The organism is Mesorhizobium sp. BR1-1-6, assembly GCF_020165355.1.
In the GTDB taxonomy this organism is placed as follows: domain Bacteria; phylum Pseudomonadota; class Alphaproteobacteria; order Rhizobiales; family Rhizobiaceae; genus Mesorhizobium.
This window is the reverse complement of record NZ_JAIUHZ010000012.1, coordinates 104,086-128,439: the sequence shown is the minus strand read 5'-3', so window position 1 is coordinate 128,439 and position 24,354 is coordinate 104,086. Positions and strand designations below refer to the sequence as shown.

The 24,354-nt window shown below is 61.0% G+C and carries 24 protein-coding genes, 1 tRNA gene and 1 pseudogene; 11 read left to right on the top strand and 15 right to left on the bottom strand.

Annotated features, from left to right (window positions below):
• The first annotated feature begins 178 nt into the window (after window positions 1-178).
• Both LB545_RS21465 and LB545_RS21460 read left to right on the top strand, forming a co-directional pair.
• Entirely contained in the window at window positions 179-637 is a 459-nt protein-coding gene (locus LB545_RS21465; RefSeq protein WP_140498518.1) for a phasin, read from the top strand.
• Window positions 638-975: 338 nt separating this feature from the next.
• Window positions 976-1,052 (top strand) — tRNA-His (locus LB545_RS21460).
• Window positions 1,053-1,376: 324 nt separating this feature from the next.
• On the opposite strand, the gene LB545_RS31060 is transcribed toward LB545_RS21460, so the two are convergent.
• The 3 genes from LB545_RS31060 to LB545_RS31215 all read right to left on the bottom strand — a co-directional run bounded on the left by LB545_RS31060 (window position 1,377) and on the right by LB545_RS31215 (window position 2,611).
• Complete coding sequence (locus tag LB545_RS31060) at window positions 1,377-1,721, bottom strand: hypothetical protein (RefSeq protein WP_318012555.1); 345 nt, start codon at window positions 1,719-1,721, stop codon at window positions 1,377-1,379.
• Window positions 1,722-1,734: 13 nt separating this feature from the next.
• The gene (locus LB545_RS31055) at window positions 1,735-2,010 is read right to left on the bottom strand and encodes a redoxin domain-containing protein (RefSeq protein ID WP_318012554.1); all 276 of its coding nucleotides are present in this window, start codon (window positions 2,008-2,010) and stop codon (window positions 1,735-1,737) included.
• A gap of 217 nt (window positions 2,011-2,227) precedes the next feature.
• Window positions 2,228-2,611 carry a DUF3182 family protein gene (locus tag LB545_RS31215; RefSeq protein ID WP_140567200.1) on the bottom strand — a complete coding sequence of 128 codons (384 nt, stop codon included), beginning with the start codon at window positions 2,609-2,611 and terminating at the stop codon, window positions 2,228-2,230.
• Between the two features lie 131 nt (window positions 2,612-2,742).
• On the opposite strand from LB545_RS31215, the gene LB545_RS21445 reads away from it, so the two are divergent.
• A complete protein-coding gene (locus tag LB545_RS21445) occupies window positions 2,743-4,710 on the top strand; it encodes an AI-2E family transporter (protein WP_140658111.1) in 1,968 nt (655 codons plus the stop codon).
• Between the two features lie 301 nt (window positions 4,711-5,011).
• Here the strand turns inward: LB545_RS21445 and LB545_RS21440 are convergent, their stop codons facing one another.
• The 8 genes from LB545_RS21440 to LB545_RS21405 all read right to left on the bottom strand — a co-directional run bounded on the left by LB545_RS21440 (window position 5,012) and on the right by LB545_RS21405 (window position 12,710).
• A complete protein-coding gene (locus tag LB545_RS21440; protein ID WP_140567202.1) occupies window positions 5,012-5,692 on the bottom strand; it encodes an HAD family hydrolase in 681 nt (226 codons plus the stop codon).
• A gap of 26 nt (window positions 5,693-5,718) precedes the next feature.
• Window positions 5,719-6,504, bottom strand: a complete 786-nt coding sequence (locus LB545_RS21435) for an inositol monophosphatase family protein (RefSeq protein ID WP_140561359.1) — start codon at window positions 6,502-6,504, stop codon at window positions 5,719-5,721.
• The gene (locus LB545_RS21430) at window positions 6,501-7,334 is read right to left on the bottom strand and encodes a phosphodiesterase (RefSeq protein WP_140498512.1); all 834 of its coding nucleotides are present in this window, start codon (window positions 7,332-7,334) and stop codon (window positions 6,501-6,503) included. The genes LB545_RS21435 and LB545_RS21430 overlap by 4 nt, the downstream gene beginning before the upstream one ends.
• Window positions 7,335-7,445: 111 nt before the next feature.
• Window positions 7,446-8,720: an ABC transporter substrate-binding protein gene (locus LB545_RS21425; RefSeq protein ID WP_140513416.1), complete on the bottom strand. Its 1,275-nt coding sequence runs from the start codon at window positions 8,718-8,720 to the stop codon at window positions 7,446-7,448.
• Window positions 8,721-8,840: 120 nt separating this feature from the next.
• Window positions 8,841-9,701, bottom strand: a complete 861-nt coding sequence (locus LB545_RS21420) for a carbohydrate ABC transporter permease (RefSeq protein WP_140558077.1) — start codon at window positions 9,699-9,701, stop codon at window positions 8,841-8,843.
• A gap of 29 nt (window positions 9,702-9,730) precedes the next feature.
• The gene (locus LB545_RS21415; protein ID WP_411908945.1) at window positions 9,731-10,645 is read right to left on the bottom strand and encodes a carbohydrate ABC transporter permease; all 915 of its coding nucleotides are present in this window, start codon (window positions 10,643-10,645) and stop codon (window positions 9,731-9,733) included.
• Between the two features lie 2 nt (window positions 10,646-10,647).
• Window positions 10,648-11,853, bottom strand: coding sequence for an ABC transporter ATP-binding protein (locus tag LB545_RS21410; protein WP_140525274.1), 1,206 nt, complete (start codon window positions 11,851-11,853; stop codon window positions 10,648-10,650).
• Between the two features lie 38 nt (window positions 11,854-11,891).
• Window positions 11,892-12,710 carry a metallophosphoesterase family protein gene (locus LB545_RS21405; RefSeq protein WP_140513420.1) on the bottom strand — a complete coding sequence of 273 codons (819 nt, stop codon included), beginning with the start codon at window positions 12,708-12,710 and terminating at the stop codon, window positions 11,892-11,894.
• Between the two features lie 346 nt (window positions 12,711-13,056).
• On the opposite strand from LB545_RS21405, the pseudogene LB545_RS21400 reads away from it, so the two are divergent.
• Window positions 13,057-13,601, top strand: a pseudogene (locus tag LB545_RS21400) (glycerol-3-phosphate dehydrogenase); the annotation flags it as partial.
• 92 nt (window positions 13,602-13,693) lie between these two features.
• On the opposite strand, the gene LB545_RS21395 reads toward LB545_RS21400, so the two are convergent.
• From LB545_RS21395 to LB545_RS21380, 4 genes are all read right to left on the bottom strand, one after another.
• Entirely contained in the window at window positions 13,694-14,620 is a 927-nt protein-coding gene (locus tag LB545_RS21395) for an alpha/beta fold hydrolase (RefSeq protein WP_140498505.1), read from the bottom strand.
• Window positions 14,598-15,278, bottom strand: a complete 681-nt coding sequence (locus LB545_RS21390; protein WP_140561351.1) for a GntR family transcriptional regulator — start codon at window positions 15,276-15,278, stop codon at window positions 14,598-14,600. Before LB545_RS21390 ends, LB545_RS21395 begins: the two co-directional genes overlap by 23 nt.
• Before the next feature lie 81 nt (window positions 15,279-15,359).
• Complete coding sequence (locus tag LB545_RS21385; protein WP_140498503.1) at window positions 15,360-16,340, bottom strand: aldo/keto reductase; 981 nt, start codon at window positions 16,338-16,340, stop codon at window positions 15,360-15,362.
• Complete coding sequence (locus LB545_RS21380) at window positions 16,337-17,215, bottom strand: GntR family transcriptional regulator (protein ID WP_224647112.1); 879 nt, start codon at window positions 17,213-17,215, stop codon at window positions 16,337-16,339. Before LB545_RS21380 ends, LB545_RS21385 begins: the two co-directional genes overlap by 4 nt.
• On the opposite strand from LB545_RS21380, the gene LB545_RS21375 reads away from it, so the two are divergent.
• The 7 genes from LB545_RS21375 to LB545_RS21345 all read left to right on the top strand — a co-directional run bounded on the left by LB545_RS21375 (window position 17,208) and on the right by LB545_RS21345 (window position 24,346).
• Complete coding sequence (locus LB545_RS21375; RefSeq protein WP_224705802.1) at window positions 17,208-17,987, top strand: alpha/beta fold hydrolase; 780 nt, start codon at window positions 17,208-17,210, stop codon at window positions 17,985-17,987. The two genes, LB545_RS21380 and LB545_RS21375, sit on opposite strands and share 8 nt — an antisense overlap.
• 17 nt (window positions 17,988-18,004) lie before the next feature.
• Window positions 18,005-18,397 carry a carboxymuconolactone decarboxylase family protein gene (locus LB545_RS21370; protein WP_140525281.1) on the top strand — a complete coding sequence of 131 codons (393 nt, stop codon included), beginning with the start codon at window positions 18,005-18,007 and terminating at the stop codon, window positions 18,395-18,397.
• Window positions 18,394-19,017, top strand: a complete 624-nt coding sequence (locus LB545_RS21365) for an amino acid synthesis family protein (protein ID WP_140561345.1) — start codon at window positions 18,394-18,396, stop codon at window positions 19,015-19,017. The genes LB545_RS21370 and LB545_RS21365 overlap by 4 nt, the downstream gene beginning before the upstream one ends.
• Before the next feature lie 101 nt (window positions 19,018-19,118).
• Complete coding sequence (locus tag LB545_RS21360; RefSeq protein WP_181171806.1) at window positions 19,119-20,630, top strand: ABC transporter substrate-binding protein; 1,512 nt, start codon at window positions 19,119-19,121, stop codon at window positions 20,628-20,630.
• A 190-nt stretch (window positions 20,631-20,820) separates the two neighbouring features.
• Window positions 20,821-21,762: an ABC transporter permease gene (locus LB545_RS21355; RefSeq protein ID WP_140513435.1), complete on the top strand. Its 942-nt coding sequence runs from the start codon at window positions 20,821-20,823 to the stop codon at window positions 21,760-21,762.
• Window positions 21,763-21,834: 72 nt separating this feature from the next.
• Window positions 21,835-22,575 carry an ABC transporter permease gene (locus LB545_RS21350; RefSeq protein ID WP_224705810.1) on the top strand — a complete coding sequence of 247 codons (741 nt, stop codon included), beginning with the start codon at window positions 21,835-21,837 and terminating at the stop codon, window positions 22,573-22,575.
• A 13-nt stretch (window positions 22,576-22,588) separates the two neighbouring features.
• Entirely contained in the window at window positions 22,589-24,346 is a 1,758-nt protein-coding gene (locus LB545_RS21345; protein WP_224705801.1) for a hypothetical protein, read from the top strand.
• Window positions 24,347-24,354 lie beyond the last annotated feature (8 nt).

Here is a 24,354-nt window from a genome sequence, read left to right as displayed (position 1 = left end):
GGTCCACAAGCCAGAACGTGCATAGGCCTGAATTTCGGCTCTTGGTTAACGGCCGAAACGGAATCTATGGTGCAGTGCAACAAAGATATTGCAATGCACAAAAATTGCCTTTATATTGCCATCATACATGAACGAGACGGCTTTCCGTCAAAGCCGCTACCGCTGAAAAGGATGGAAAATGTCCAGGACCAAGACTGCCGAGACCATCGAAAACGTTGAATTCCCGAGCTTTGACGCTTCCAAGGCCACCGACCAGATCCGCGCTTTCGCCGAGAAGGGCGTCGAGCAGTCGAAGGAGGCTTACGCCAAGCTCAAGACTGGCGCCGAGGAGACCCAGAAGGCCCTGGAATCCACATACGAGTCCGCCAAGACCGTTTCCAGCGACCTGTCGCTCAAGACCGTTGCCGCACTGCGCGCCAATGCCGAAGCGGGCTTTTCGCATCTCGAGGCGCTGATCGGCGCCAAATCGCTGTCGGAAGTCGTGGAGCTGCAGACCGCGTTCCTGCGCAAGCGCGTCGAAATGACCGTCGAGCAAGCCAAGGAGTTCCAGACCGTCGCCTCCAAGGCGGCCGAGGATGTCTCCAAGCCGATCAAGACCGTTTTCGAGAAGGCGATGAAGGACATCAAGGCCGCCTAATATTTGCGCATGATCAGAAGATGTAACAAAAGGTCGCATTTTCTTCGAAATGATCGTGTGTATGATGGCAGCCATCAACGAATACCCGGTCGGCGGAACCTCCTCCCTCCGCCTCCGGGGTGACCAGCCAGCACCTCCTCCCGCTGGCTCGTAACAGGAAAAGGCCGGCACCTCCTCCCGCCGGCCTTTTTCTTGTCCGCAGATCCGCTTCCATGTGGGCAAGTGACCTTTGCTTTGCAAAAGCCTTGAATTAAAATCCATAAGCCCGTAAGGACGCATCGCCGAACGACAGAGCGCTCGAGGGGACTATGTTCCGCCGATCCCGCTCAGGCAGACGTGCCGTTGTAGCTCAGCTGGTTAGAGCGCCGGATTGTGGATCCGGAGGTCGCTGGTTCGATCCCAGCCAACGGTACCATCGGCTTTCCTCTAAACAAGTGATGTTGCTCAATAAAATTTTGACCGTGGACTTCCGGGCTTGCGCTGTAAAGCGACAGCCTGCGCAGGCGGTCGAAACCGCTGAAGTGATCCATATGCATGTGCGTCACGAAGACGTGCGAATCCGCAGGAATTCGCGCAGCGAAAGCGTCGAAAGCTCTCCGAGATAGAAAAGGATGGCCCTGTTGCGGAAGCGGAAATCCAGTAGCAGGCCCGGATCGGAAAAAAGTTCGTTTACCAAGCGCGGCTGGACAAAAAGCGTGACTGGGAGAAGACCGCCGCGAGCGATGCTGGCTTCCTCCGTTCAGCTTCTCTTTGCCCGACCGGCATATTGGTCGACCGCGCCGGCCATCTGGAGCATGAGTGTGTCCATGGAGATGGAATTCCCGCCATAGGGGTAGAAGTCGGATTTATCGCCTTTCTTCCATTTCTCCCGCAGCTCGGGTTCGGTGATGTCCCAGTCGCGATAGGTCCTTCGCGCCAGTTCGCGCAGTTCTGCGTGCAATTCGGCGGTGGAGGGGCGGCCCCAGTAATAGTAACCGTTGTAGACCTTGAAGACTTCGAGGTCCCGCCCGAGCACGATCGTGTGCGGGATCATCACGTCGTGCGTGGTGTCGGTGTATTCCTTGATGTCCAGGTCCTTCTGCACGAGCCGTTCCTCGTCATAAAGAAAGGGCCAGGGCGCGGAGGTCTGCTGGCGGTAGTTGTTGGTCGTCCGTGGTGATCGTGACGAGCTGTGTGTAGCCGACGACCAATTGCGAGTGAAACCGCACCAGTTCGAGCATTTGCTGCCGGTCTTTCGGACAGAAGAACCCACGCGTCAGCATCACGATCATCAGCTGGTCGCCCTGCAGGTCCGACAGCCGCCGTGGTGTCTTGGTGTGGTCGGGAAGAACGTAGTCGGGGAAGTTCGCGCCAGCCACAATGTCTTGTCTCATTTTCAGTCGCTCCCATCGATCCGGTTCTGTAACTCCCGAACAAAAGACTCCCCCCCATGTTCCTTGATTCCAGGCAAGCCGATATGACGGCCGTCTGCCGTCGAACCGGCGACCCCATCGAGAGCGCATCCAAGTCGAGTTCGCCATCGACGATCGGCTTGCCGCCCTTTTCCAAACTCGAGCTTCGACCGGTTTTCGGTGCCTGCTTTTGAGTTCGTCAATCACTCCCTTGATCATCGCTAAACGGATTTCCGCGTAACCGCCGTGTAGCGCGTGATGGCACCCTCGTCGGGATCCTCTCGCTGAAAATGCACGGTAGCGTCGGCTGCGGCCGACAATCCGCCGCTTTCAAAGTGTCGGCTCGGGAGAACGTGTTGTAACCCGGCAAAACCGCAGCGCTGATCCGTTCAGCGAATTCCGCTGGCCAGTCACCAGGCCGAAATACGGACGCGCCGGTCACGCCATGCGTGATGACCTTGGTCATTGCCAGCCGGGTAGGAAGCACGCCGCCAAAGAAATCTTTTGGGCCTGCGAGGGACGCCGCGGATGTTCCGATGATCCACACCTTTGGGCTACATGCCCTGCAAAAGTTCGAGATCATCACACATGCGGTGTAACGAACCAGGTCATTGGCCAGAAGCTGAGGAGGTGCCAGTATATGGACCAGCGCACGCTTTGCGCGGTTAGGCCATGGCCGTCCTCTAAATCGCGAGATTGCAGATAGGTCCCATCATGCCCCCTGCTTTTATGACATCGAAGTTGGCAACCGTCGTGGCGATGATTGCTACCGTCGCCATTCTTTACGTCGCCAAGGAGGTCCTGCTGCCATTGGCAATAGCGGTCCTTCTCACATTTGCGTTGGCGCCGATTGTTTCTTTGCTCCGAAAGTTGAAGCTGCCGCGAATGATCGCTGTGCTTGGCGCGGTTGCATCGGCCTTCGTCCTCGTGTCGCTGTTCAGCCTGATCGTTGCCACGCAGGTGAGCCAGGTCGCGCAGGACATTCCGACATACCAATCCAACATCCTCGAGAAGATTCGGACTTTGAAAGAAACAGGATCCGAAGACGGCCTTATCAGCCGGCTCGGCAAGGTGTTCGAGCGCGTCAACACTGAGATAAACAAATCCCAATCCAGCGGGCAGGCAGATGTGGAGCAAACCACGAAGCAGCAGGATCCGCTTCTGGTTCAGATATTCTCGCCCCAGCGTCCGATAGAGACGCTGAGGAACATCATCGAGCCGCTGATCGGACCACTCGCCACGACCGGCCTTGTCATCATCGTGGTGATTTTCATGCTGCTCGAGCGTGAAGAATTGCGGGATCGATTCATCCGCCTTGTGGGCTACAGCGATCTCCATCGCACGACCCAGGCATTGCAGGATGCAGGCAGTCGCGTCGGACAATATCTGCTCATGCAATTGGTCGTGAACATCGTCTACGGCGTGCCCCTTGCGATAGGTCTTTGGTTTCTTGGCATTCCCAATGCCCTGCTATGGGGCATGTTGGCCGTTGTCTTGCGTTTCGTGCCCTTTATCGGTCCGGTTATCGCGGCGGTGATACCTTTGTTTCTTGCCTTCGCAGTGGCTCCCGGCTGGAGCTTACTGGTATGGACTGGCGCTCTCTTCATCTTGGCAGAGCTCGTAATCAGCAACATCGTCGAGCCCTGGCTTTACGGCTCGCACACGGGCCTCTCGCCGCTGGCGATCATCGTAGCCGCCGTTTTCTGGGCTTGGCTATGGGGCCCGGTCGGCTTGGTGCTGTCGACGCCGTTGACCGTCTGCCTTGTCGTGCTTGGACGGCACGTGCCCCAGTTCGAATTCCTGCAGATCCTGTTTGGCGATGAGCCGGTGCTTGACCCGAAGGAGCGTCTGTACCAGCGGCTTCTTGCCGACGATATCGACGAAGCCACCGACAACGCGGAAGAAATGCTCGAGGAGAAATACCTGATCGAGTTCCACAGCACGGTTGCGATTCCGGCGTTGCTGCTTGGTGAACAGGACCGGGCTCGGGGCGCACTGACGGCAAGTCAGTTGGCGAACCTTGCCGAAAACGCCCGCACCCTGGTGGCCAACCTCAACGAGATCGCCGCGGAGGAAGAAGAAGAGGAAGAAGACGAGCACGCGGAAAAAGAAGGCGCGAGCGCGGATCCGGGCGAAGAGGATGAGGATCAAGCCGAGTTTGCGCCTGACCTCCCGGATGGTGCTGGGAAGTCAGTGCTGTGTATCGGCGGGCGCGGAGACCTCGACGATGTGGCCGCTGCGATGCTCGCGCAGGTCATTTCGATCGAGGGTGCGGATTGCGTGGCCGCGAGCCACCGTGACCTCCTCCCCGCGCGGATCCGGAAACTTCCGCTTGAAGCTCGCGACGCAGTCGTCGTGGGCTTCCTCAACCGCGATTCGTTCAAACACGCGGTGTTCGTCGTGAGGCGCTTGAGGCGACTCGCACCGCGTGCACGCATCGGAATCGCGCTCTGGCACGACACCCATGACAAGCCCAGGGAGGATACGGCGGGCCTCGCCGAGCAATTGGAAGCGGACTTTGTTGCGTTCAACGTGGTCGACTGCGTGACGGGTGCGCTTTCAAACGAAGAACCGCGTCAAGTGAAAAAGAGAAAGCAAAGAAATCTAAGGCGGCCTCGCGCTCGTCAGGGCGTGGCGGCGACGGTGCAATTGGACGATTCGTTGGCTCAGCCGGTGCGGTGATCGTCAACGGCACGGCCCCTTTTGGACCAACTTCGGCTACCTGATAATGATCATGTGAGCGGTACCTCTGGCACCGGCAGGTAGTTTCGAAAGTTCGCTGGCAATCGCGCATCCACAGCGAACATCCGGGTGTTCGCTCTCCGTTCGACCTTAAGCAGATTCTGAAACAGCTCTTGTTCCGGCCCCAATTACGGAATCCTACCTATCTGTTACATTCGGCGACGCGGCGCTTTCGACGGTGTTTGAGCAGGAAAGGGCGGTGCCGGATTATCTGCTGCCCGGCTTTCGCTGGGCCTGAAATCTACACGGAGACGGGTGCGATCAACTCCAGAGAAACGAGTTCGCGCGCGACTTCGTCCCAGTCGGCGCAGATGGTTCGGGCGCCGGCCACGCGTAGTTTCTCGGCATGCCCCGGATAGGTGTGGCCGCCGCCGATGAAGCCGATCGCCGTCATGCCGGCGGCGACTGCGCCCTGCACGCCGAAAGGCGAGTCCTCGACAACCGCGCAGTGCTTCGGTTCGATGCTCATCTGATCCGCGGCGAACAGGAAGATGTCGGGGGCGGGCTTCCCGCGCGCGACCATTGACGATGAGAATATGTTCTCGCCGAAGAATCTCGCGAGCCCTGTGACCGAAAGGCTGTGATGTATCCGTTCCAGCGAGGAGGATGAGGCGACGCAGCGGGGATTGGACAGCTGTTCAAGGAAGGGCTTCAGGCCCGCCATCGGCTGCAGACTTTCGGTGAAGAGCGCTTTCACCTCGTCCCATAAATCCGTGGTCTGATGCTCCTCAAGACGATGGCCGGTCGTGAGCCTGATGCGCTCCAGGATGTCGGTCTGCTTCATGCCGACGCATTGCAGGACCGCCTGCGGGTCGAGTTCCATGCCGTGTTTCGAATAGACCCGCCCGTAGGCAAGCGCCGCCAGCGGTTCGCTGTCGACCAGCACGCCGTCGCAGTCGAATATGATCAATGTGTCTTGCATGCTCGCTCCGGTTTGCGCGCCAGGTGTCACAGGCCGCGTAGCGCTTCAAGAAGTTCGTCGTGAATGAGCCCGTTCGAGCCGACCTTCTGCGTGTCCTCGTCTGTGGAGTCGACACCTGAAAGCGTGGTGACCTTGCCTCCTGCTGCGCGTAGCAGCGGCATGGCAGCCGCGTAGGACACGACGTCGGCCTTGATCGAAACCGCCGCATCGAGCTGGCCGGCGGCGACCATCGAATATTCAAAGGCCCCTGAGACGATAACGCGCACGCCGCGCGCGCCGACGCCGAGCCGCCGCACGATCTCTGCGGTGCGCGCCACCTCCTCGGCCGAAAAGTGCGACGTCAGCACGACGGCAATGACCGCATCGGCCAGTCTTGCAGTTGTCGACACATTGGCCGTCTTGCCGTTGACGGTCGCGATCCCCTCGCAGGTGTAGTGCGCCTCGAAGCCGGCGGCGGGCGCGACGGTCAGGCCGACCTTCGTCGCACCCTGCTCCTGATAGGCCATGGTGACGGAGAACCACGGCAGGCCGGACGCGTAGTTTATCGTGCCGTCGAGCGGGTCGACGATCCAGCGGCTTTCGCCCAAGATTCCCGTCGTGCCGGCTTCTTCCGACAGGATGGAAGCTTGCGGCGTAAGCGCGCGCAGCCCGTCGATGACAATGCGCTCCGAAGCGAGATCGGCGGCGGTGACAATGTCCAGCCCTTCCTTGCGAGTGACGTCGAGGCGCTCCTCGCGCATCGACATCAACGTCGCGGCTGCCTTGCGTGCGACGGCATCGGCGTCTTTCAGGATTTGACGGTAGTCGCTCATGTTTCGTTTTTCCCGGGGTAGTCGACATCGGTGATGAAATCGTGGGCGGGGCCAAAATCGCCGATCGGGACGACGTGCGAAACGATACCGGTCTGCGGCGACCAGGCGTGCAGGGCGAAAGCCGGCGGTTCGAAGATGAAGCGATTGGGCTCGCCCGGACGAAGATCGAGCGCGACCTGGTGCGCGACGCCCGGCGCGACGAAGCCGACCGTGCCGGCAAAGCGCGTGGTGATGGGCCGGTGATAGTGCCCGCAGGCCACCCGCTCAATTTCGGCGTGGGACCTGATCATGTCGCGGAAGCCGTCGCCGACGACGCACATCATGATGTCCATGCCGTGCACGCCGACGGGAAAGGGCGGATGGTGCATGAAGACGAAGGTCGGGCGGCCGTCGCCCTCGGCGAGACGCTCACCGAGCCAGGCTTCGCGCCGCTCGCAGATCGCACCACCGTCCTCGCCCGGCTGCACCGTGTCCAGCCCGATAAGGCGGACCGGAAGGTCCTCGATCGTATAATGCAGGAAATCCGGCGACTGGCTCAGATAGGGGAATTTCGGCGCCATCACCTCGCGCATTGTCTCACGCCGGTCGTGGTTGCCAGGAATGACGAAGACGGGCATGGGCAGGGCCGACAGCATGTCGGCGACCAGCGCATACTCTTCCGGGCGACCGCAATCGGCGAGATCGCCGGTGACGAGGACGCAATCGGGCGCCGGATCGAGCGCGGCGACGGTCGCGATGGCGCGACGAGTCATGGTGTTGGTCTGGAGACCCTCATAGGCCATCTGGCCGTCGGGTCGGATATGAAAATCGCTGATCTGTGCAATGAGCATCGGGAGGTCCGGCAGTGTGAAGGGAGGGCTGACACAAGAAGGGCGCCACATCGGCGCCACCTTAAAAAGGGCGCGCCAGCCGAAGCCGGCCGGCGCGCGTGGCATGGCGACTTATTTCATGAGTGCCTGTGTTTCGGAGACGAGGCTGTCGAGCCCGTCCTTGATGGATACGTCGCCGCTCATGACCTTGCTGATGATCTCGCGCTGGGTGCGCCAGATGCGGACCGTGTTGCCCGCCGAATAGCCGGGCCACGGGCGCGACAGTGCCATCTGCTTGGCAACGGTGGCGTAATTCGGGTTCGCTTCGTAGAACGGGCCGAGATAGTCGGTCCCGGTGGCGGCCTTGTTGGTCGGGAGGTAGCCGCTCATCTTCACGACCTGCTCCTGCGCCTTGGGGCCGGTGACGAATTTAAGGAATTCCCAGGCCGCCTTCTGCTTTGCCGGGTCGGAGGCAGTGATCACCGCCGCGTTGCCGCCTGTGGGCAGGCCACCCTTTTCCTTGTCGTCGACCGGGAAGACCGCGGTACGCAGCTTGAATCGGTCGCCGATCAGTTCGGTATCCTGGCTGAGACGGGCAGGCGTATCGAAGAAGATGCCAATCTGGCCGGCGATAAAGGCCTGGCGCGACTGATCCCAGTCGATCAACGGCATGCCGGCATCGGTGACGAAGCTGCGGAAATATTCCAGCGCCTTCAGGCCGTGCTCGTCGCCGAAGGCCACTTTGCCGTCCTTGGTCAGCTCGCCCCCACCCTGCATCAACATGGCGTCCCAGAGCCATTCGTCGGGCCAGTCATGAATATTGTAGGCGAGGCCGGCGATGCCGGAACCGGTGGCCTTGATCTTCTTGGCGAGTTCCATGATGCCCGGCCAGTCGGTGGGCATGTTGTCGGGATCGCCGCCGGCCTTTTTAACCAGGTCGGCATTGTAGAACATGATCGGCATGGAAGCGTTGAAGGCCAGTCCGTAGAGCTTGCCGTCCACCCGGCCGAGGTCGAGAATGTTGTCGGCGTAGTTGGCGTCGCGCCATTCCTTCGACTCGGCGTCCATCATCGTGCCGAGGTCCAAGATCTGGTTGCGCGCCTTCAGCTTGCCGACCAATTCATGCAGGACGTGATAGCCCGAATAGTAGACGTCGGGCAGGTTGTTGGTGATGGAGGCCCGCAGCATGGCCTGGTGGCCTTCGTCGTAGCTGGCCGCCGGCGCGCGGAACTGGATCTTGATGTCGGGATGTTCCTTCATGAATTCCGCGGCCAGCGGCTCATGGAACTTCGCGAAGGCCGGGAATGCGTAGTAGACGTCGAGCGTCACGGGAGACTGGGCCAGCGCTGTCGACGCCGCTCCCAGCAATACGGCCGAGGCCGCGATGATCTTTGACAGGAATTTCATTAAGGCTTTCCTCCGGTTATGCGATTTGCCCGATGCTCTTGAGGCGATGATGCCGCCTTGCCCCGCGAAAGGTGTGGGGGAACGGCGCGACCGGGCTTCTAGCCGCGCCAGTTGTCAGTTTTATTTCACGCCGGTCATCGTGACGCCCTCGATGAAGCGGCGGCGTGCGAACAGGAACGCGAGCAGCAGTGGCGCGGTCAGGATGGTCGCGGCGGCGGTCAGTGCGCCGTAGTTGGTGCCGGCTTCGGCGTCCGAGAAGAACATCATGCCGAGCGGCGGCGGCGCCAGGTTGACGTCGGATATGACGATTAGCGGCCAGTAGAGGTCGTTCCAGTGCGCGACGAAGGAAAACACCGCGAAGGCGGCGATCGCCGGCATGGCGCTGGGCGTGACGATGCGCCACACGATCTCGAACTCGCTCATCCCGTCGAGCCGCGCGGCATGAATGATGTCGTCGGGGAAGGAACGGAAAAACTGCCTGAACAGGAAGATCGCGAAGACTGAGAGGAAGAAGGGCACCATCATGGCGAAATAGGTATTCAGCAGGTCCATCTTCGCCAGCGCGATGTAGATCGGCAGCGCCGGCACCTGTTCGGGCACGCATAGGCCGAGCAGGACGAGGACGAAAAGCAGGTTGCGGCCCGGGAACTTCAGCTTGGCCAACGCGTAGGCGCATGGGATGGCGACCAGAAGCTGGATGATGAGGATGCCGCCGCACACTATGACGCCGTTGAGAGCGAAGCGCAGCAGCGGCGCGCTGGTCAGCGCCATCGCATAATTCTCGAAGCCGTAGAAATGCCTCGGCCAGATCCTGAGCTGGGCGTTGAACACCTCTTCCGGCGGCTTGATCGAGGTCACCAGCATCCACAGGAAAGGCAGGAGAATGAACGCCGCGCCGGTGATCAGGATGCCGTGAGTGATGAACAGAGAGGCGAAGCGTCGGCCGGCGGAGCCAGCTGGTGTGGTTGTTGTGCCCCCCATCGCGGGAGCAGTGATGGTTGTGTCGGTCATCAGTAATGCACCCTGCGGTCCATGACGACGGTCTGGAGGATCGAGAAGACCAGAATGAAAATGAGGAAGATGAAGGTGAGGACCGACGCATACGCCATGCGGAAGTACTGGAAGCCTTCGAGGTAGACTTTGTAGAGCAGGACCTCGGTCGATCCCACCGGACCGCCATGGGTCAGCACCGCCACCGTGTCGAACACCTTGAAGGCGGTGATCGAACTGGTGACGATGACGAACATGGTCGTCGGTCCCAGCAGCGGCCACGTGATCGTCAGGAAGCGGTCGATTTCGCCGCCGCAGCCGTCGATCTCGGCGGCTTCGTAGAGGTCCTTTGGAATGGTCGAGAGGCCGGCCAGGAACAGGATCATATTGAAGCCGACCAGTTGCCAGATGCCGATCACGGCAAGCGTCGGCAGCGCCAGCGAGGGATTGCTCAGGAAGGCGACCTCGCCGATGCCGAGCCAGCGCAGCACCGCGCTCACCGGGCCGAGGCTGGGGTGCAGCAGGAACTGCCACACCGTCGCCATGGCGATGAAGGTCGAGGTCACAGGCAGGAAGTAGATGATTTCGTAGAGCGAGCGGGTGCGCTTGCGGCGGTGAACGAGGACGGCGACGAGCAGCGACAGGATCACCGAGCCGGGCAGGACGATCGCGACGTAGACGAGCGTGTTCTTGAGTGCGCGGCGGAATTCCGGATCGGTCAGCGCGTCGGTGATGTTTTGCAGGCCGACATAATGGACATCGACCTCGCCGAGCTCGTAGTCGGTGAAACTGAGATAACCGAGCACGCCGAGCGGCACGAGAATCGTCAGCACCAGCAAAAGCAAGGCAGGCAGCGCGAAGCCGCCGGCGACCAGCCTCTCGATGAAGGCCTGCCGGGCACCGGGCCGGGCGGGCGGAGCGGGGACCGCGGTCAGGCTCATGATGCGCGCGCTCCCTCTGCGAGGCGCAGCTTTCCCTTGGCGGCGGTGGCCGCGTCTTGGGAAACTTGGGGTTCCACGCGGTTTCCGGCGGCATCGAAGACATGGCAGGCCGAGGGATGGAACAAGAGTTCGGTGTTCTCGACCTCACCGTCCGGCACGCCCGCGCCTATGCGCGAGGTCACCAAAATCCCAGGGAGCGAGGGAACATCGAAATGCAGGATCTTCTCGGAGCCGAGATGCTCGCTGCGCCGCAGCTTCGCCGGAAGCGGGACCTGGTCCGCCGACTGGCCCGAGACCGCGCCGGGCAGGATCATTTCCGGGCGGACGCCGATCGTCGCTTTCTCTCCGGCGGGGAGGGCGGTGCCGATCGGCAGAGGCTTTCCGAGCAATTCCAGCCGCCCACCGACCCCCACCGTCACGGGAATCAGGTTGATCGTCGGGCTGCCGATGAACTGGGCGACCTGGACGTTGGCCGGCCTGTCGTAGAGTTCGTCGGGCGTGCCGAGTTGAAGGATGTCTCCGCCTTCCATCATGGCGACCCGGCTTGACATGGTCATCGCCTCGACCTGGTCGTGCGTGACGTAGACGAATGTCGCGCCGAGTCTCTGGTGAAGCTCGGCCAGCTCGCTACGCATGTGGACGCGCAGCTTGGCGTCGAGGTTAGAAAGTGGCTCGTCCATCAGGAAAGCGGCGGGCTGGCGCACCATGGCGCGACCGAGCGCGACGCGCTGACGCTGGCCGCCGGAGAGCTGGGCGGGCTTGCGCTCTAAAAGAGGTTCAATCTGAAGTTGCGCCGCGATGCCCCTGACCTGCTTGCCGATCTCCTGCATCACCTTGCGGCGCCGGGACGAGAGTAGCCGGACGAGCGGCAGGCGCTCGTAGAGGCTAAGCCCGGTCATCGTCAGGGGCAGGGCCATGTTGTTGAAGACGGACATGTGCGGGTAGAGCGCGTAGCTCTGGAACACCATGGCGATGCGCCGCTCATGCGGCCTCAGATGATCGATCGGCGCGCCATCGACGAGGATCGAGCCCGAGGTTTGCGGCTCGAGGCCGGCGATGATGCGGATGAGCGTCGATTTTCCGCAGCCGGAGGGGCCGACAAGCGTCAGGAACTCGCCATCGTTGATGGACAGGTTGATGTCTTTGAGAACCCGGTGGGGCCCGAAGGACTTCGAAAGGTTCTTTATTTCCACTGCAGCCACTGGGGTTGCTCCGTTTCGCGAACAATTGGGTAGAGGCGCTATCTCGGTGGATAGACCTCATGCACGACATCACCGATGAAAAAGGGTGTGAGGCCCGGAATTTCATGAGGCCGCACGGTGAAATCGGACCCGGAAAAGTCGTAGACGAGCACGCCCAAGGTGGCTTCTCCGGCCATCCCTTCCGGCTGCAAGTGCGCCTCGACGAGGAAGCCGGACGACGGCCCCCACAGGTACCGGACGCCGCCGAGTTGACGATCGTAGAGTTTGTGCAGGTGGCCGCTGGCCACGAAGGCCACGTCGTAGCGGCGCACCATGTCGAGCAGTTGCGCGCGAGGCTCGGGAGTGGGCGCCCAGTATCCAACGTCGCCTTCGGTCGGCTCGCCGATGAAGAGCGGGCGATGGGTGAACCAGCCGATCCGGCGCCCGGACGCTTCGCGCATGGCGTTTTCCAGCCACGCGATCTGCTCCGTTTCGGCCGGCTCGTCGCTGCCGAACAGCATCGAATCGAGTCCGATCAGGCGCCAGCCCTCGATGTCGCGATGCCACCAGTCCGGCCCGAAATGACGTCGCCAGCGGGCCAGGCGTTCTGCGTTGACTGGCTGATAGAGATGCTTGGGCTCGCCCACGTCGTGATTGCCCGGCACGGCGAGATAGGGCAGTCCGATGGAGTCCATCATCTCGGCGCAATAGCGCATGTCCTCCTCGACATCGGCGCCATCCACGGTGACGTCGCCTGTATGGATAACGAGGTCGGCATCGCTTTCCTTCAGCCAGTCGAGGAGCGGCTGGCTGTTGGCATGGAAGTGTCGCTTGCCAGGGCTGAGATGGGTATCGGAAATCTGCACTATTCGCGTCATCGGACGTTCTGGAACCTTTGCCGCGTCTCGCGGCGTTGATCTCGTCGTTTTGAAAAAAGCGCCTGAAGCCGGATGCACTCTTTCCCCTGCCTGTGAAGGTGTGACGACGACGCCGGATTTTTAGGTCCAGGACGCGGCGTCTCCCGCAGGAAAGGCTCACTCGGTTGAAACGGCTTGGACCGGCATATTGAACCTCCCATCGTGTTCTCCGTCCGATGCCCATTGTCAGGGCATTCTGAGGTGCGGAAAACTTCCTCCAGCATTTAATTGAAAAAAATTTCACAGCTTGATAAAAATATCAAGACAAAAATCGCGACCGTAGCCGCACCTCGAACTGCGGCGCCTAGAGGGTGCTGCCGAAGCGGTGCAGATCGACCAGACCGAGATCGAATGTTTGAGCGCGGCCGTGAACCGCTACTTCAAAGAGAAGCTGCGCCCCCAGGACTTGCTGTATGCGTTCTGGGGCGTGCGGCTGTTGTTCGACGACGGCAATGGGAACCCTTCGGCGGTTACGCGCGACTACGTCTTCGACCTTGACGAGACCGGGGACACGCCACTGTTCAATGTCTTCGGCGGCAAGATCACGACCTTCCGGAAATTGGCCTAGCGCGGCCCATCGCCTCGAACATATCTTTCCGCAGATGGGGGGCGACTGGACCGCGAGTGTGCCGCTGCCGGGCGGCAACATGCCGAACGCGGACTTTGAGCCTTCCGTCAACGGATTATGCGAAACATGGCCGTGGATGCCGCGCGCCCTCGTTCATCATTACCGGCGGCTCTACGGCACGCGGTCAGGAGGTGGTGGGCGCCACGGCTGGCATGTCCGACCTCGGGCAGCACTATGGCGGGCTGCTCTATGACTCGGAAGCGCGTTACCTGGTGGCGAGGGAGTGAGGGCGCACGCCCGAGGACATCCTCCCGCGGCATGGCGGGCCTCTTGGGACGACTTGCTGTGGGTCATAAGCTGGACGGTTTGACCGGCGCTAGCTGCCAAGCCAGTCCCGGACAACTCCATTGAATTCGCGTGGGCGATCGATCATGACCATGTGAGCGGCATTGGCGAAAATGTGCATGTCGGCTTGCGGCGCGCGTTCCAGCAGCTTGATGCCGCGCGCCACCGGCACGGTTTCGTCGCAGCCTGACCAAGCTATGAACAGCTTGGCCTGCATGGTGGGCAAATGCGGAAGGAGATGGTCCTCCTGGATCTGGGTATATTCGGTGTCGTCCTTTTTCCGGGCAGCCTGCTTGAAGCGCTCCAACTGACCGGACTCGCAGGCCAGGCGGTAGTTCTTTTTTAGCAGCTCCACGAACTCCGGCGGATTCTTTGTGCTTAGCCTCGCATTGGTGCGCAGAAAGTCTTTCTCGGTGTCGCATCCCTCGAGCACATTATACGCTGCTGCCGCTGCTGCCTGCCAAGCGTGGTCCTCATTTCCGCCGAGGCGCGGGGAGGTCGCACCGCTGCTCACGACAACCACCTTATCGACCAGACCCGGCTTTTCAACGGCGAGCATTGCCGCGATGAAACCGCCTTCGGAATGGCCGACGAGCGCGCATCGGGTGACGCCGAGCGCTTCGATGAAGGCTGAAACGTGATGCCGCCTTTCGAGGCGGGGAACGTGTTTCCCGTCCACCGGCGCATCCGAGAGACCGAAGCCGACCAGATCGGGCGCCAGCACCCGGAAGTCATGCGCGAGTGCCGGGATGGTGTTGTGCCAAGTGGACCAGGCATCGATCGCCAGTGACGAGCCGTGCAGCAGGATCACGGCCGGTCCGCTGCCAGCTTCGAAATAGCGCGTACGGATGCCGCCCGCCACGACATAATTCTCCTTCACCGTCGCCGCGGGTAGCGGCGGACGGGCGGCGTCTCGCGCTTTCAAGCGCCGCCGATCAGCTGACGGATTGGTTTTCAAGCTGTTCGATAATCCCGAGCGCGAACTGGGCGGCTTTGCGTACATGCTTTTTTGCAAGCCGCTCGGCATCCGATGCCCTGCGATTCACAAGGGCGTCGAGCAGGGCTGCCAGCTCTTCCTGAGATGCCTTTCGCCGCTCTGCATCGGAAAGAGAAATCATGCGCAACTGTGAGGCCCGCATATGGATGCTGCGAAGCATCCGTTCCGCCTCGGAATTGTTCGCGCCCGCTATCAAGACGTCGTAGAATCTAGTCTTTGCAGCTATCATTTCGCGCGCCACACCGACGCGATAGGTTTCCATCAACTCGTCATACACGCCCCGACAACGCGTGATATGATCGTCAGTCGCATTCTCGCAAAACAACCTGCATACAAGCGCCTCCAGCGCCTCGCGAAGGTCAAAAATGTCCTTCGCGATCTTGGGATCGACGACAGAGACGATAAGCCCCCGGTTGGGCAGGTTCGTGACCAGGCCCTCGTTCTCGAGCTCGCGCATCGCTTCCCTGAGCGACGTCCGCGAAACGCCCATGCGCTCGCAAAGCGTGCGCTCCACCAGCCGCTCTCCCGGCGCCAGTTCTCCGACGACGATGGCGTTGCGGATGGTATCGGCCACCTGCGTGTACAGGCGCGGCGGAGCATGGACTCGCAGATCATACACGGCGGATTTGCTCCCTTGAAACGTGCGCGAACGAGTGCAATTTCACAAGCATATCAGCTTACCGCAAGCATTGTGCTTCATTCAGTGGCCTGAGGCGTTCAGCGGCCGTGGCTCGTAAGCCCCGTCGATGCGGTCGATATGTTCGGGCGTAAGCACTATGTCCAATGCCGCGACTGCCTCGTCGACATGGTCTGTCGAGGTCGCTCCGAAGATGGGCGCGGTAATGCCGGGGCGCGCCAATGTCCAGGCGAGAGCCACCTGCGCCGGTGTCTTTCCGATGTCGGCGGCAACGGCAGCGACGGCTTCGCGCACGGCGTGGTCGCCGTCGCGGTGGTAATATCTCTGCGTATAGTCGTCGCTTTTCGTGCGCGCCGTCTGCTGGCCGGGATTGCGGCGGTCCGCGGCAAGGAAGCCGCGCGCGATCGGGCTGAACGGTATCAGGGCAACATCATCGTGGCGGCAGTAGGCAAGCAGTTCCCGCTCGCACTCCCGGTGAGCGGGATTGTATTCGCATTGCATCGAGATGAATGCCGGAAGGTCGCGTGCGCTGGCAGCCGCACGGCATTTTGCGAGTGTCCAGCCGGGCATCGTCGTGACGCCTACATAGAGCGCCTTTCCGGCGCGCACGATATCCGCCATGGCATCGACCAGTTCGTCGAGGTCGGTGTCCTTGTCCCAGATATGCGTCTGGAAGAGGTCCACGTGATCGGTTCCAAGGCGGACCAACGAATCGTCGATTGCCTTGAACAGGTGCTTTCTGGAGTAGCCGCGGCCGTTGCAATGCGCGGCCATCGGGTTTCCCGCCTTGGTGGCGATGACGAAGCTGTCGCGCGGCTGCTTGAGAACGAGTATCTGGCCGAGAATGCGTTCACTCTCGCCAGCCGAATAGAAGTCGCAGGTGTCGAAGAAGTTGATGCCGTGGTCGAGGGCGCGCGCAACGATCGGCGCCGACGCCTTCTCATCGAGCACCCAGGCCCGCCATCCCGCGGATCCGAATCCCATCGCGCCGAGGCATAGCCGGGATACCTTCAGATTGCTCTTGCCGAGCCTGACATAGTTCATGTGTCGATCCGTTGCTTGCGTGATGAGGATTTGGCGTTCTGCCCAGAGTCCCGCAGCAGCGACAGCGCGAAAGCCGCGGATCTTTCGACATACCCGCGCGTGAGCTTTTCGGCGAGGTCGGCATCGCGCGCGCGCAGCGCGTCGAAAATGCCGTGGAGCAAGGCCATCGTATTCCTGCGCCGTTCAGCCGAGGCGACGCGGGTGGTGACGGTGCGCAGATAGGTGACGCGGCCATGCAGGAGAAAGGTCATTTGCCTGGTGATGTCGTTGCCTGCGCCTTGCATGATGATGTCCCACACCGCGTCGAGCTTCTCGGCATGCTGCCTGGCAAGCTCGGAGGTGTCGGTTTCGCCTGCTTCCGAAATACGCCGCGCCAATTCGTCCATTTGTTCCTGGCTGGCCCGTTCGACAAACAGGCGCGCCATGGCCGATTCCAGGATTGCGCGGGCCTCGTAGATCTGCCGGACTTCCCGTTCCGACAAGCGGGTCACGAACATGCCCTTGCCGGCTACCCGAGTCACAAGCCCTTCGGACTCAAGCTGGCTCAGCGCTTCCCGAATGCTTGTGCGGCTTACGCCGGTCTGCTCGGCAAGCTTCCGTTCCACCAGCTTGTCACCCGGCTTGAACACTTCGTTGAACAACGCCTCGCGCAGCGTGACAACGGTCTGCTCGCGCAATGTCGGCGAATCCGCAATCGACCAGTCCGTCCATTCATGCATCGCGGCGTCCTCTCCCGTCGTTCCTTCCATGACAGCTACGCGTTCGACTCTTTCATCACAAGTAGCCGATTCAAATACGGTTGACCATATGCCTGTCTGTCGGTATACCAAAAAATCGAGTTCGAACGAGGGACCTGGGATGGCGCCGATGCGCACCAAAGACGATCTCATCGCCTATGAGAGAAGCGGTAAGGGCCATCCTCTCGTGCTGGTGCACGGTGTCGGCGCCAACCTGCAAAGCTGGGAGGACGTCAGCCTCCAATTGGAGGGCAGCTTCGACATTATTCGCTCCGACCTGCGCGGTCATGGTCAGTCCGCGCACATCGATTCGGAATATTCCGTCGAGAAGTTTGCCGCCGATATCGTTCGGGTGATGGACGACGCCGGCGTGCGCAAAGCCCATCTGGTCGGCTTTTCATTGGGGGGCTTGATCGCGCAAGAACTGGCCTGTTCCTATTCGGACCGGTTTGAGCGCGTCGTGCTTCTTTCCGCAGTTGCGGGGCGCACCCCCGCCGAACGTGAGAAGGTTGTGGCGCGCCTGCAGATGATCCGCGACGGCGGTATGGACGCAGTCGTTGGTGCTGCGCACGACCGCTGGTTCACCAAGGAATTCGCCGAGCGCCATCCCGATGTGATCGAGCGGCGAATTGCCGAGCTCAAGGCTGTCCACGTGCCGTCTTACCTGGAGGCGTATCGGGTGTTCGGCCTTACCGAACTGGTGGATCGGCTTTCCGAGATCAGGCAGCCAACGCTGGTGATGACGGGCGAATTCGATCAGGGGTCGAATGTCCGGATGGCCGAGACGATGCACCGGCTGATCCCCGATTCGGAATTACGCATTCTGGCCGGCCTGAAGCACAGCGTCCTGGTCGAGGCATCCAAGCTGGTGTCCGACCATGTCCGCGAGTTCCTTTTGCGTCCACGCTGAAAATGAAGGGAAGACGAATGAACGAGACGCTATTTGAGCGTGGGCTGGAGCGGCGCAAGGCGACGCTCGGCAACGAATATGTTGAAAATTCGCTAAGCAAGGCAACCGAGTTTTCCAAGGGCTTTCAGTCATTTATCACAGAATATTGCTGGGGAACGGCCTGGGGCGACGACAGGCTGGATGCCAGGACCCGCAGCATGCTGAACATCGTCATGATTGCTGCGCTCAACCGCATGCATGAGTGGGAACTGCATTTTCGCGGCGCCCTTCGCAACGGAGTCACTCGTGACGAGCTGGACGCGTTGATAACCCATCTCACGATCTATTGCGGCGTTCCTGTCGGCGTCGAATGCCATCGCATCGCCAACCGCGTGCTTGCCGAACTCGCAGCCGGCGGAGTGGAAAAATGACTGGGGTCCTGATCCGCAAGGTCGTCGATTTCGTCGAGGACACGCTTATCGAAGGGGGGCGCGTCGCGCCTGTTCCGCTTCGCATGGCCGCCTGCGCGGCGGTAATCCGCAATCCCTGGGCAGGATCGGCATTCGTCGAGGACCTGCAGCCGCACATCATGGAGCACGCCAAGGCTCTCACGGATGCCCTCGTGCCTCGCCTGGTGGCGATCATGGGCGGTCCGGACAGGATAGAAGCGTTTGGAAAGTGCGCGGTGACCGGGACGGACGGCGAAGTCGAACACGCGGCCGGCCTGATCCACACGCTGCATTTCGGCAATGTCTTCCGCATCGCCGCTGGTGGCGATTCCTTTCTCCCGTTCACGAACAAGCGTGCCGGCGCCGGCACCGCGCTCACCGTTCCCTTGACCCACAAGGACGCTGAGAAGAAGGGAAGCCGCGCTCATTTTCTGACCGTGGAATTCACCATTCCCGACGCGCCTGCGCATGACGAGATCGTCATCGCCTTGGGCGCCGCGAGCGGCGGGCGTCCGCACCATCGCATCGGCGATCGGTTCAACGACATGCGGATCATGGGAGTCGATCAGGCCGGCCGGCCGCTGCCAGCCGAGAGCAAATAACGCGCAAGCCTCCGGGTCCTTGCCCGGAGGCCAATAACGGCAATGCCGATAATATCGGGAACTGAACCAACGGAGGATTTGTCATGGATAGAAGGCAATTTATGGCCGCCGTCAGCGGCTTCGCAATCGTGGCCTCTTTGCCGGCGGTAGCGCTGGCTCAAGATACCCAGCCGGTCACCGGCGGCACGCTCAACGTCGGCTTCATCAGCGACGTCCGCACGCTCGACCCGCTTCAGTCGTCGCAATGGACCGAGCGGCAGATCCTTTTCCTGATATTCGATACGCTTCTCGAGACCGAGGCGGACTTCTCCCTGAAGCCTGCCCTGGCGAAAAGCTGGGAGTTTTCGGACGACGGCAAGCGCGTGGTCCTGAAGCTGCAGGAAGGCGTGAAGTTCCATGACGGCACACCGTTCAACGCCGAGGCCGTGAAATGGAACCTTGATGCGCGTCTCGATCCGAAAGGCAACTCATCGCAGCTCAAGTTGCTGGAAGGCGTCAAGAATGTCGAAGTGCTGGACGAATTCACCGTCGCCATCGACATGAAGGAACCTTATCCGCCGCTGCTGGCGCTGTTTGCCGACCGCGCAGGGCTGATGGCTTCGCCAACTGCGGCCAAGAAATACGGCAGCGACGTCGGTTCCAATCCTGTCGGGACCGGTCCGTTCGTTTTCGGCGAATGGGTCCGCGGGTCGCGCATCGCGCTCACCAAGAACGACAGCTATTGGCAGAAGGGAATGCCATATCTCGACGGCATTACCTTCCATGACATTCCGACGAACGTCGTCGGCATTCAGCGCATGGCCATCGGTGAACTGGATTTCATAAGCCAGCTTGATCCGTTGGATACGCGCCTTTCCAAGGCCAGCCCGGACATCGAGCTTGTGCCGTCGAAGGGTGGCGTCTGGTATTCCTACCAGTGGCGGTGGGACGCCGAGCCATATAACAAGCCGGAACTGCGCCAGGCCATCGCGCATGGCCTCAACCGCGACCGCATCAACCAGATCATATGGGCGGGGCAAGGCAAGATTTCCGACAGCTTCACGCCAGACGGCCTGTGGTGGACCCCAACCGATCTGGTGCACTACGAATACGATCCGGAAAAGGCGCGCAAGATCGTGGCTGATTCCGGCCTGAAGGGCACCACCATCAAGCTTGCGGCGCCAAGCGGCGATACGCTGCGACGCTTTGCCGAACTTGCCAAGGAAGACCTCGACGCGATCGGCCTCAACATTGAGCTCGAGCCGGTCCCCCAAAGCGACTACTACGCAAAGGCGGTCTCAGGCGAGATACGCTTCACGCCGATGCGCTGGACGCAACGGGCGGATCCCGACGGCCTGATCCACTATCTCTTCTCCAGCAAAGGCACCGCGAACTCCACGGGCTACAAGAATGACCAAGTGGACAAATGGATCGATGAAGCGCGGGTAATTTCCGATCAGGCGCGCCGCAAGGAATTGTACGAAAAGATCCAGCGTCAGATTTCTGCCGATCTGCCTTACATGCCCGTCGGGTTCAGCATCGAATTCAACGCCATGCGCAACACCGTCAAAGGGTTCGCTCCGATGCCGGACGAGATCCCGCGGTTCCGTTACGTCTGGAAAACGCAGGCCTGATCTTCATGCTTTGCCGCGGCGCGCCGCGCCGCGGCTTCTGGCGCGGGTGGACCCGGTCCCGCCTGCAACCGGTAGAGGAACTTGATCGCCATTATGACCGCCGCCCATCGGATGTGCCCCAACCGCCCGCTTTGCGAGACGGGCTCCTCGGAGGCGTTTCTTCAATCCTTCGCGATGAACTGAGGCCGGCATGCTTGCGCTTGTACTTTCCCGCATAGCGATCATGGTTCCGAACGTTATCGTTCTGACGTTTCTGCTGTTCACGTCGGTGACGTCCTTTCTGGGGACGCCGGCGGCGATCATGCTGGGGGAGAACGCATCCCCTCAATCGATCGCCGAACTCAACGCGAAGCTAGGCTTCGACCAGCCCATCCTGTCGCGTTACTGGAACTGGATCAGCGCCGCATTGTCGGGCGACCTGGGCCGGTCTTATTCCACCCAACAGCCTGTCGCGCAAATGATCGCGGATGCCCTTCCTCTAACGCTTGAGCTGGCATCCTGGGCGATCCTCATCGCATTCCTGGGGGCCACGCTGATCAATTCGGCGACGTTCATGAAAAAGCTGGTGGACCGGCTCACCGCCGCCGTCAGCATCGTCGGCATCACCGTGCCCAATTTCTTTCTCGGACTGCTGCTGATCTACCTTTTTTCGGTTCAGCTCCGCTGGCTGCCGACGACCGGATGGTCGCCGTGGTCACGGGGCGCCGGGCAGCATCTCATCCACATGATCCTGCCCGTCATCACGCTTACGACCTTTTATTTCAGCTCCTTCACGCTCGTCTATAAAGCCGAATACCAGTCGGTGAAAGGCAGCCTCTACATCCAGGCCGCGCGTTCGAAGGGGCTGTCCGAGGCGCGCATTTCCTACCGGCACATTCTGCCCAACAGCATATTGCCCTTGATCACCTATGCCGGTCTTTCGCTTGGACAACTGGTTGGCGGCGCGGTCGTCACCGAAACCGTCTTTTCGATGCCGGGCATGGGCCGGCTTCTGGTGGAAGCGATCTCGTCCCGGGATTTTCCTGTCATGCTGTCGGTTGGAATGGTGATCATCGTCGGCGTGATGATCCTCAACCTTGTGGCGGACGTGACCTACAGCCTCGTCAATCCGCTCGTGCGAACATCGGCTTAGCATCCAATGAGAAAACTTCCATTCCGATTGGTCCTTGGCCTGACGCTTCTGGTGATCATCACTTTGATCGCGGTGTTCGCGCCCTTGATCGCGCCCCTGCACCCGACCGTCACGACGGTAAACGTCCTCGGCCCGCCTTCGGCTGAAAACATCCTTGGCACGGATCAACTTGGCCGGGACGTGCTGTCGCGCGTCATCTACGGAACAAGGGTTTCACTGCAGGTAGGCGCTTCGGCGGCCATAGTGGCTGTGCTGATCGGCGCCCCCATTGGCCTGATCGCCGGATTTTTCCGTGGCTGGATCGATTTTGTCCTCGTCCAGATCATCGACATTTTCATCGCCTTGCCGGGGCTCGTTCTCGCATTGATCATCACCGCGATGCTCGGGCCATCGGTGGTCAACCTGGCGGTCACGCTGGGTGTCGTCACCGCGCCGACGGTCGCCCGGCTGGTTCGTGGTCAGGTCTTCGTCGTCCGGGAAATGGTCTTCGTGGAAGCTGCGCGCGCCACGGGCGCAAGCTCTTTCTGGATCATCCGCCATCATATCATGCCAAACACGATGCGCGTGGTGTGGGCGCAGTTCGCAATCAATGTGGCCTTCGCGATCTTCACCTCCGCAAGCCTCAGCTTCCTGGGGCTGGGCGTTCCTCCGCCGGCTCCGGACTGGGGCGGCATGGTACGCGACGGTTCGATGTTCCTGCCGATCCTGCCGCTGCTCAGCCTGGGGCCGGGCGCTGCCGTCGCCCTTACAGTTTTCACATTTTATCTTGTCGGGTCGAGCATGAACGAGGCCGCGTCCCGCAATGATCGCTGATTGGAACAGGGAAATGACGTCTAACCAGATCGAGCCGCCGCTGCCGGCATTCATAGAACAACGCCTGCAGGAGTTTGCCGGCCGGGAAGGTGCCCTGAAAGCGCGGCGATGGATGCGGCCGGCGGATGTTCTGATGCGTGTGGAGAACCTTCGCTGCTTCAAGGCTTCGCGCGTCAGTTTTGCCGACATGTGGTTGCGCAGGATCGTTCGCGAACGCTGGCAGATAAGGATGATCTCGGCGGAATGCGGCGATGACGGCGCGGCGAGATTCGTCTACCGGATCGACGCGGAAGGCCATTCCTTCTCCTATATTGCCCGAGCATATCCATGGGACGGAATCGAAAAAGTCGGACGCCGCTCCGATGGCGCGGACCGTGACATGTTCGGCGCGCTCTTCGTCAATCTTGCCAGCCAACAGCGTATCGAGCGGGAATTTGAAACATTCGACATCAAGGCTGAAGGCCAGATGCGTACGGATTCGGATGTGGTCGGCTGGACCCCGGCCAATCGCAGCAGCCGGCATTTCGACGCCGTAGTCGAAGCACTGTCCCGCGGCGAACAGCCCGCCCCCGAGCTCGGCATCGCCTATCTCATGCGGAACGGTGGCTTTCAAAGCAGCGGCCGGAATGGCACGGTTTCCTATCCGGGCATTCCCGAGGGGCATCCGCTGGCGCACCCGTTCTTTGCGGATATCTTCGCCATCTACCTGGTGCGGCTCGTCTCCATCGATCTCGTCAATGCCGTGGCGCGGCGGCGCAATCCGGACGCAGCGCAGCTCGACATTTCGATCGCGCGCGGGCTTGGAATAGGCAACTCCTCAGGCCAGGGCATGTGCGTTGCCCTCCAGCGCTGGCCGCATTGGGTCGCCACATGGGTGACCGTACGCGAGGCGGCTCTTGGCTACGCAAAAAGCCTGCCGGTCGATGCGGGAAGCATTTCAGTTGTCCGCGGCTCGATAGAGAGCACCATCCGCATCTATGCGCAGACCGACCCACAGACGCAGGACTACGTGGTGGCCAACGAAACCATCATCGAGAACCTGACACGCATATCGGCAAGCCTGCGCGAAGGACAGTTTCGGTGCTGGGGCGACGTTGCTGCGCACGTCGCAGAAGTCATGGATGGCGAGACCAGTGAGCAGTTCCACAGCGTACTTCTCGACGTGGTACCGGACTTTTGTGACGCCATCGCGCCCTATTTCCAGATCGGCGCAGCCCGCAAGCGGCAATTGCAGCCAGCAATGACGGTCGCTGAATTGCGCGAGATCCTGCGCAGGAACTACGTCTGGGCTCTCACCGCCGACCGCACGCTTGCCGAAACCCATCAGCACTTCTGGTACCATTCGATCGACAATGGCGAACAAAGGCGCGGCGAGCGGGTCATCGACCCGCACGAGCGTTTCGAATCCTTCATCGATCATATCGGATTGATCCAGAGGCTGGCGGCGGTGCTGGTCAGCCGTGGTGACAAGGAGCGCGCCGGCGACGTCGTCCTCGACCATCCGGACTTGCATTACGCCATTTCGCGGGTGCAATATCTGGATGGCTTGCTCTATGCGGAAATACGCGATCCGCTCGCGCATCGCGATTTCGTCCCCGCCGATCTCATACGGTTTTTCCTTGCGTCGCTGGGCATTCGCGGCTCGACGCCGCTCAGCATCCGCTATGTGCGGGGGACTTTCTTCCAAGACCAGCCGCTGCCTTCGGAATTCCTCGAGCCTGACAGGCCGGGTTCCCGGGTTCGCAAGCATGAGAATGAGGTCGCCCTGTGAGCACGAGC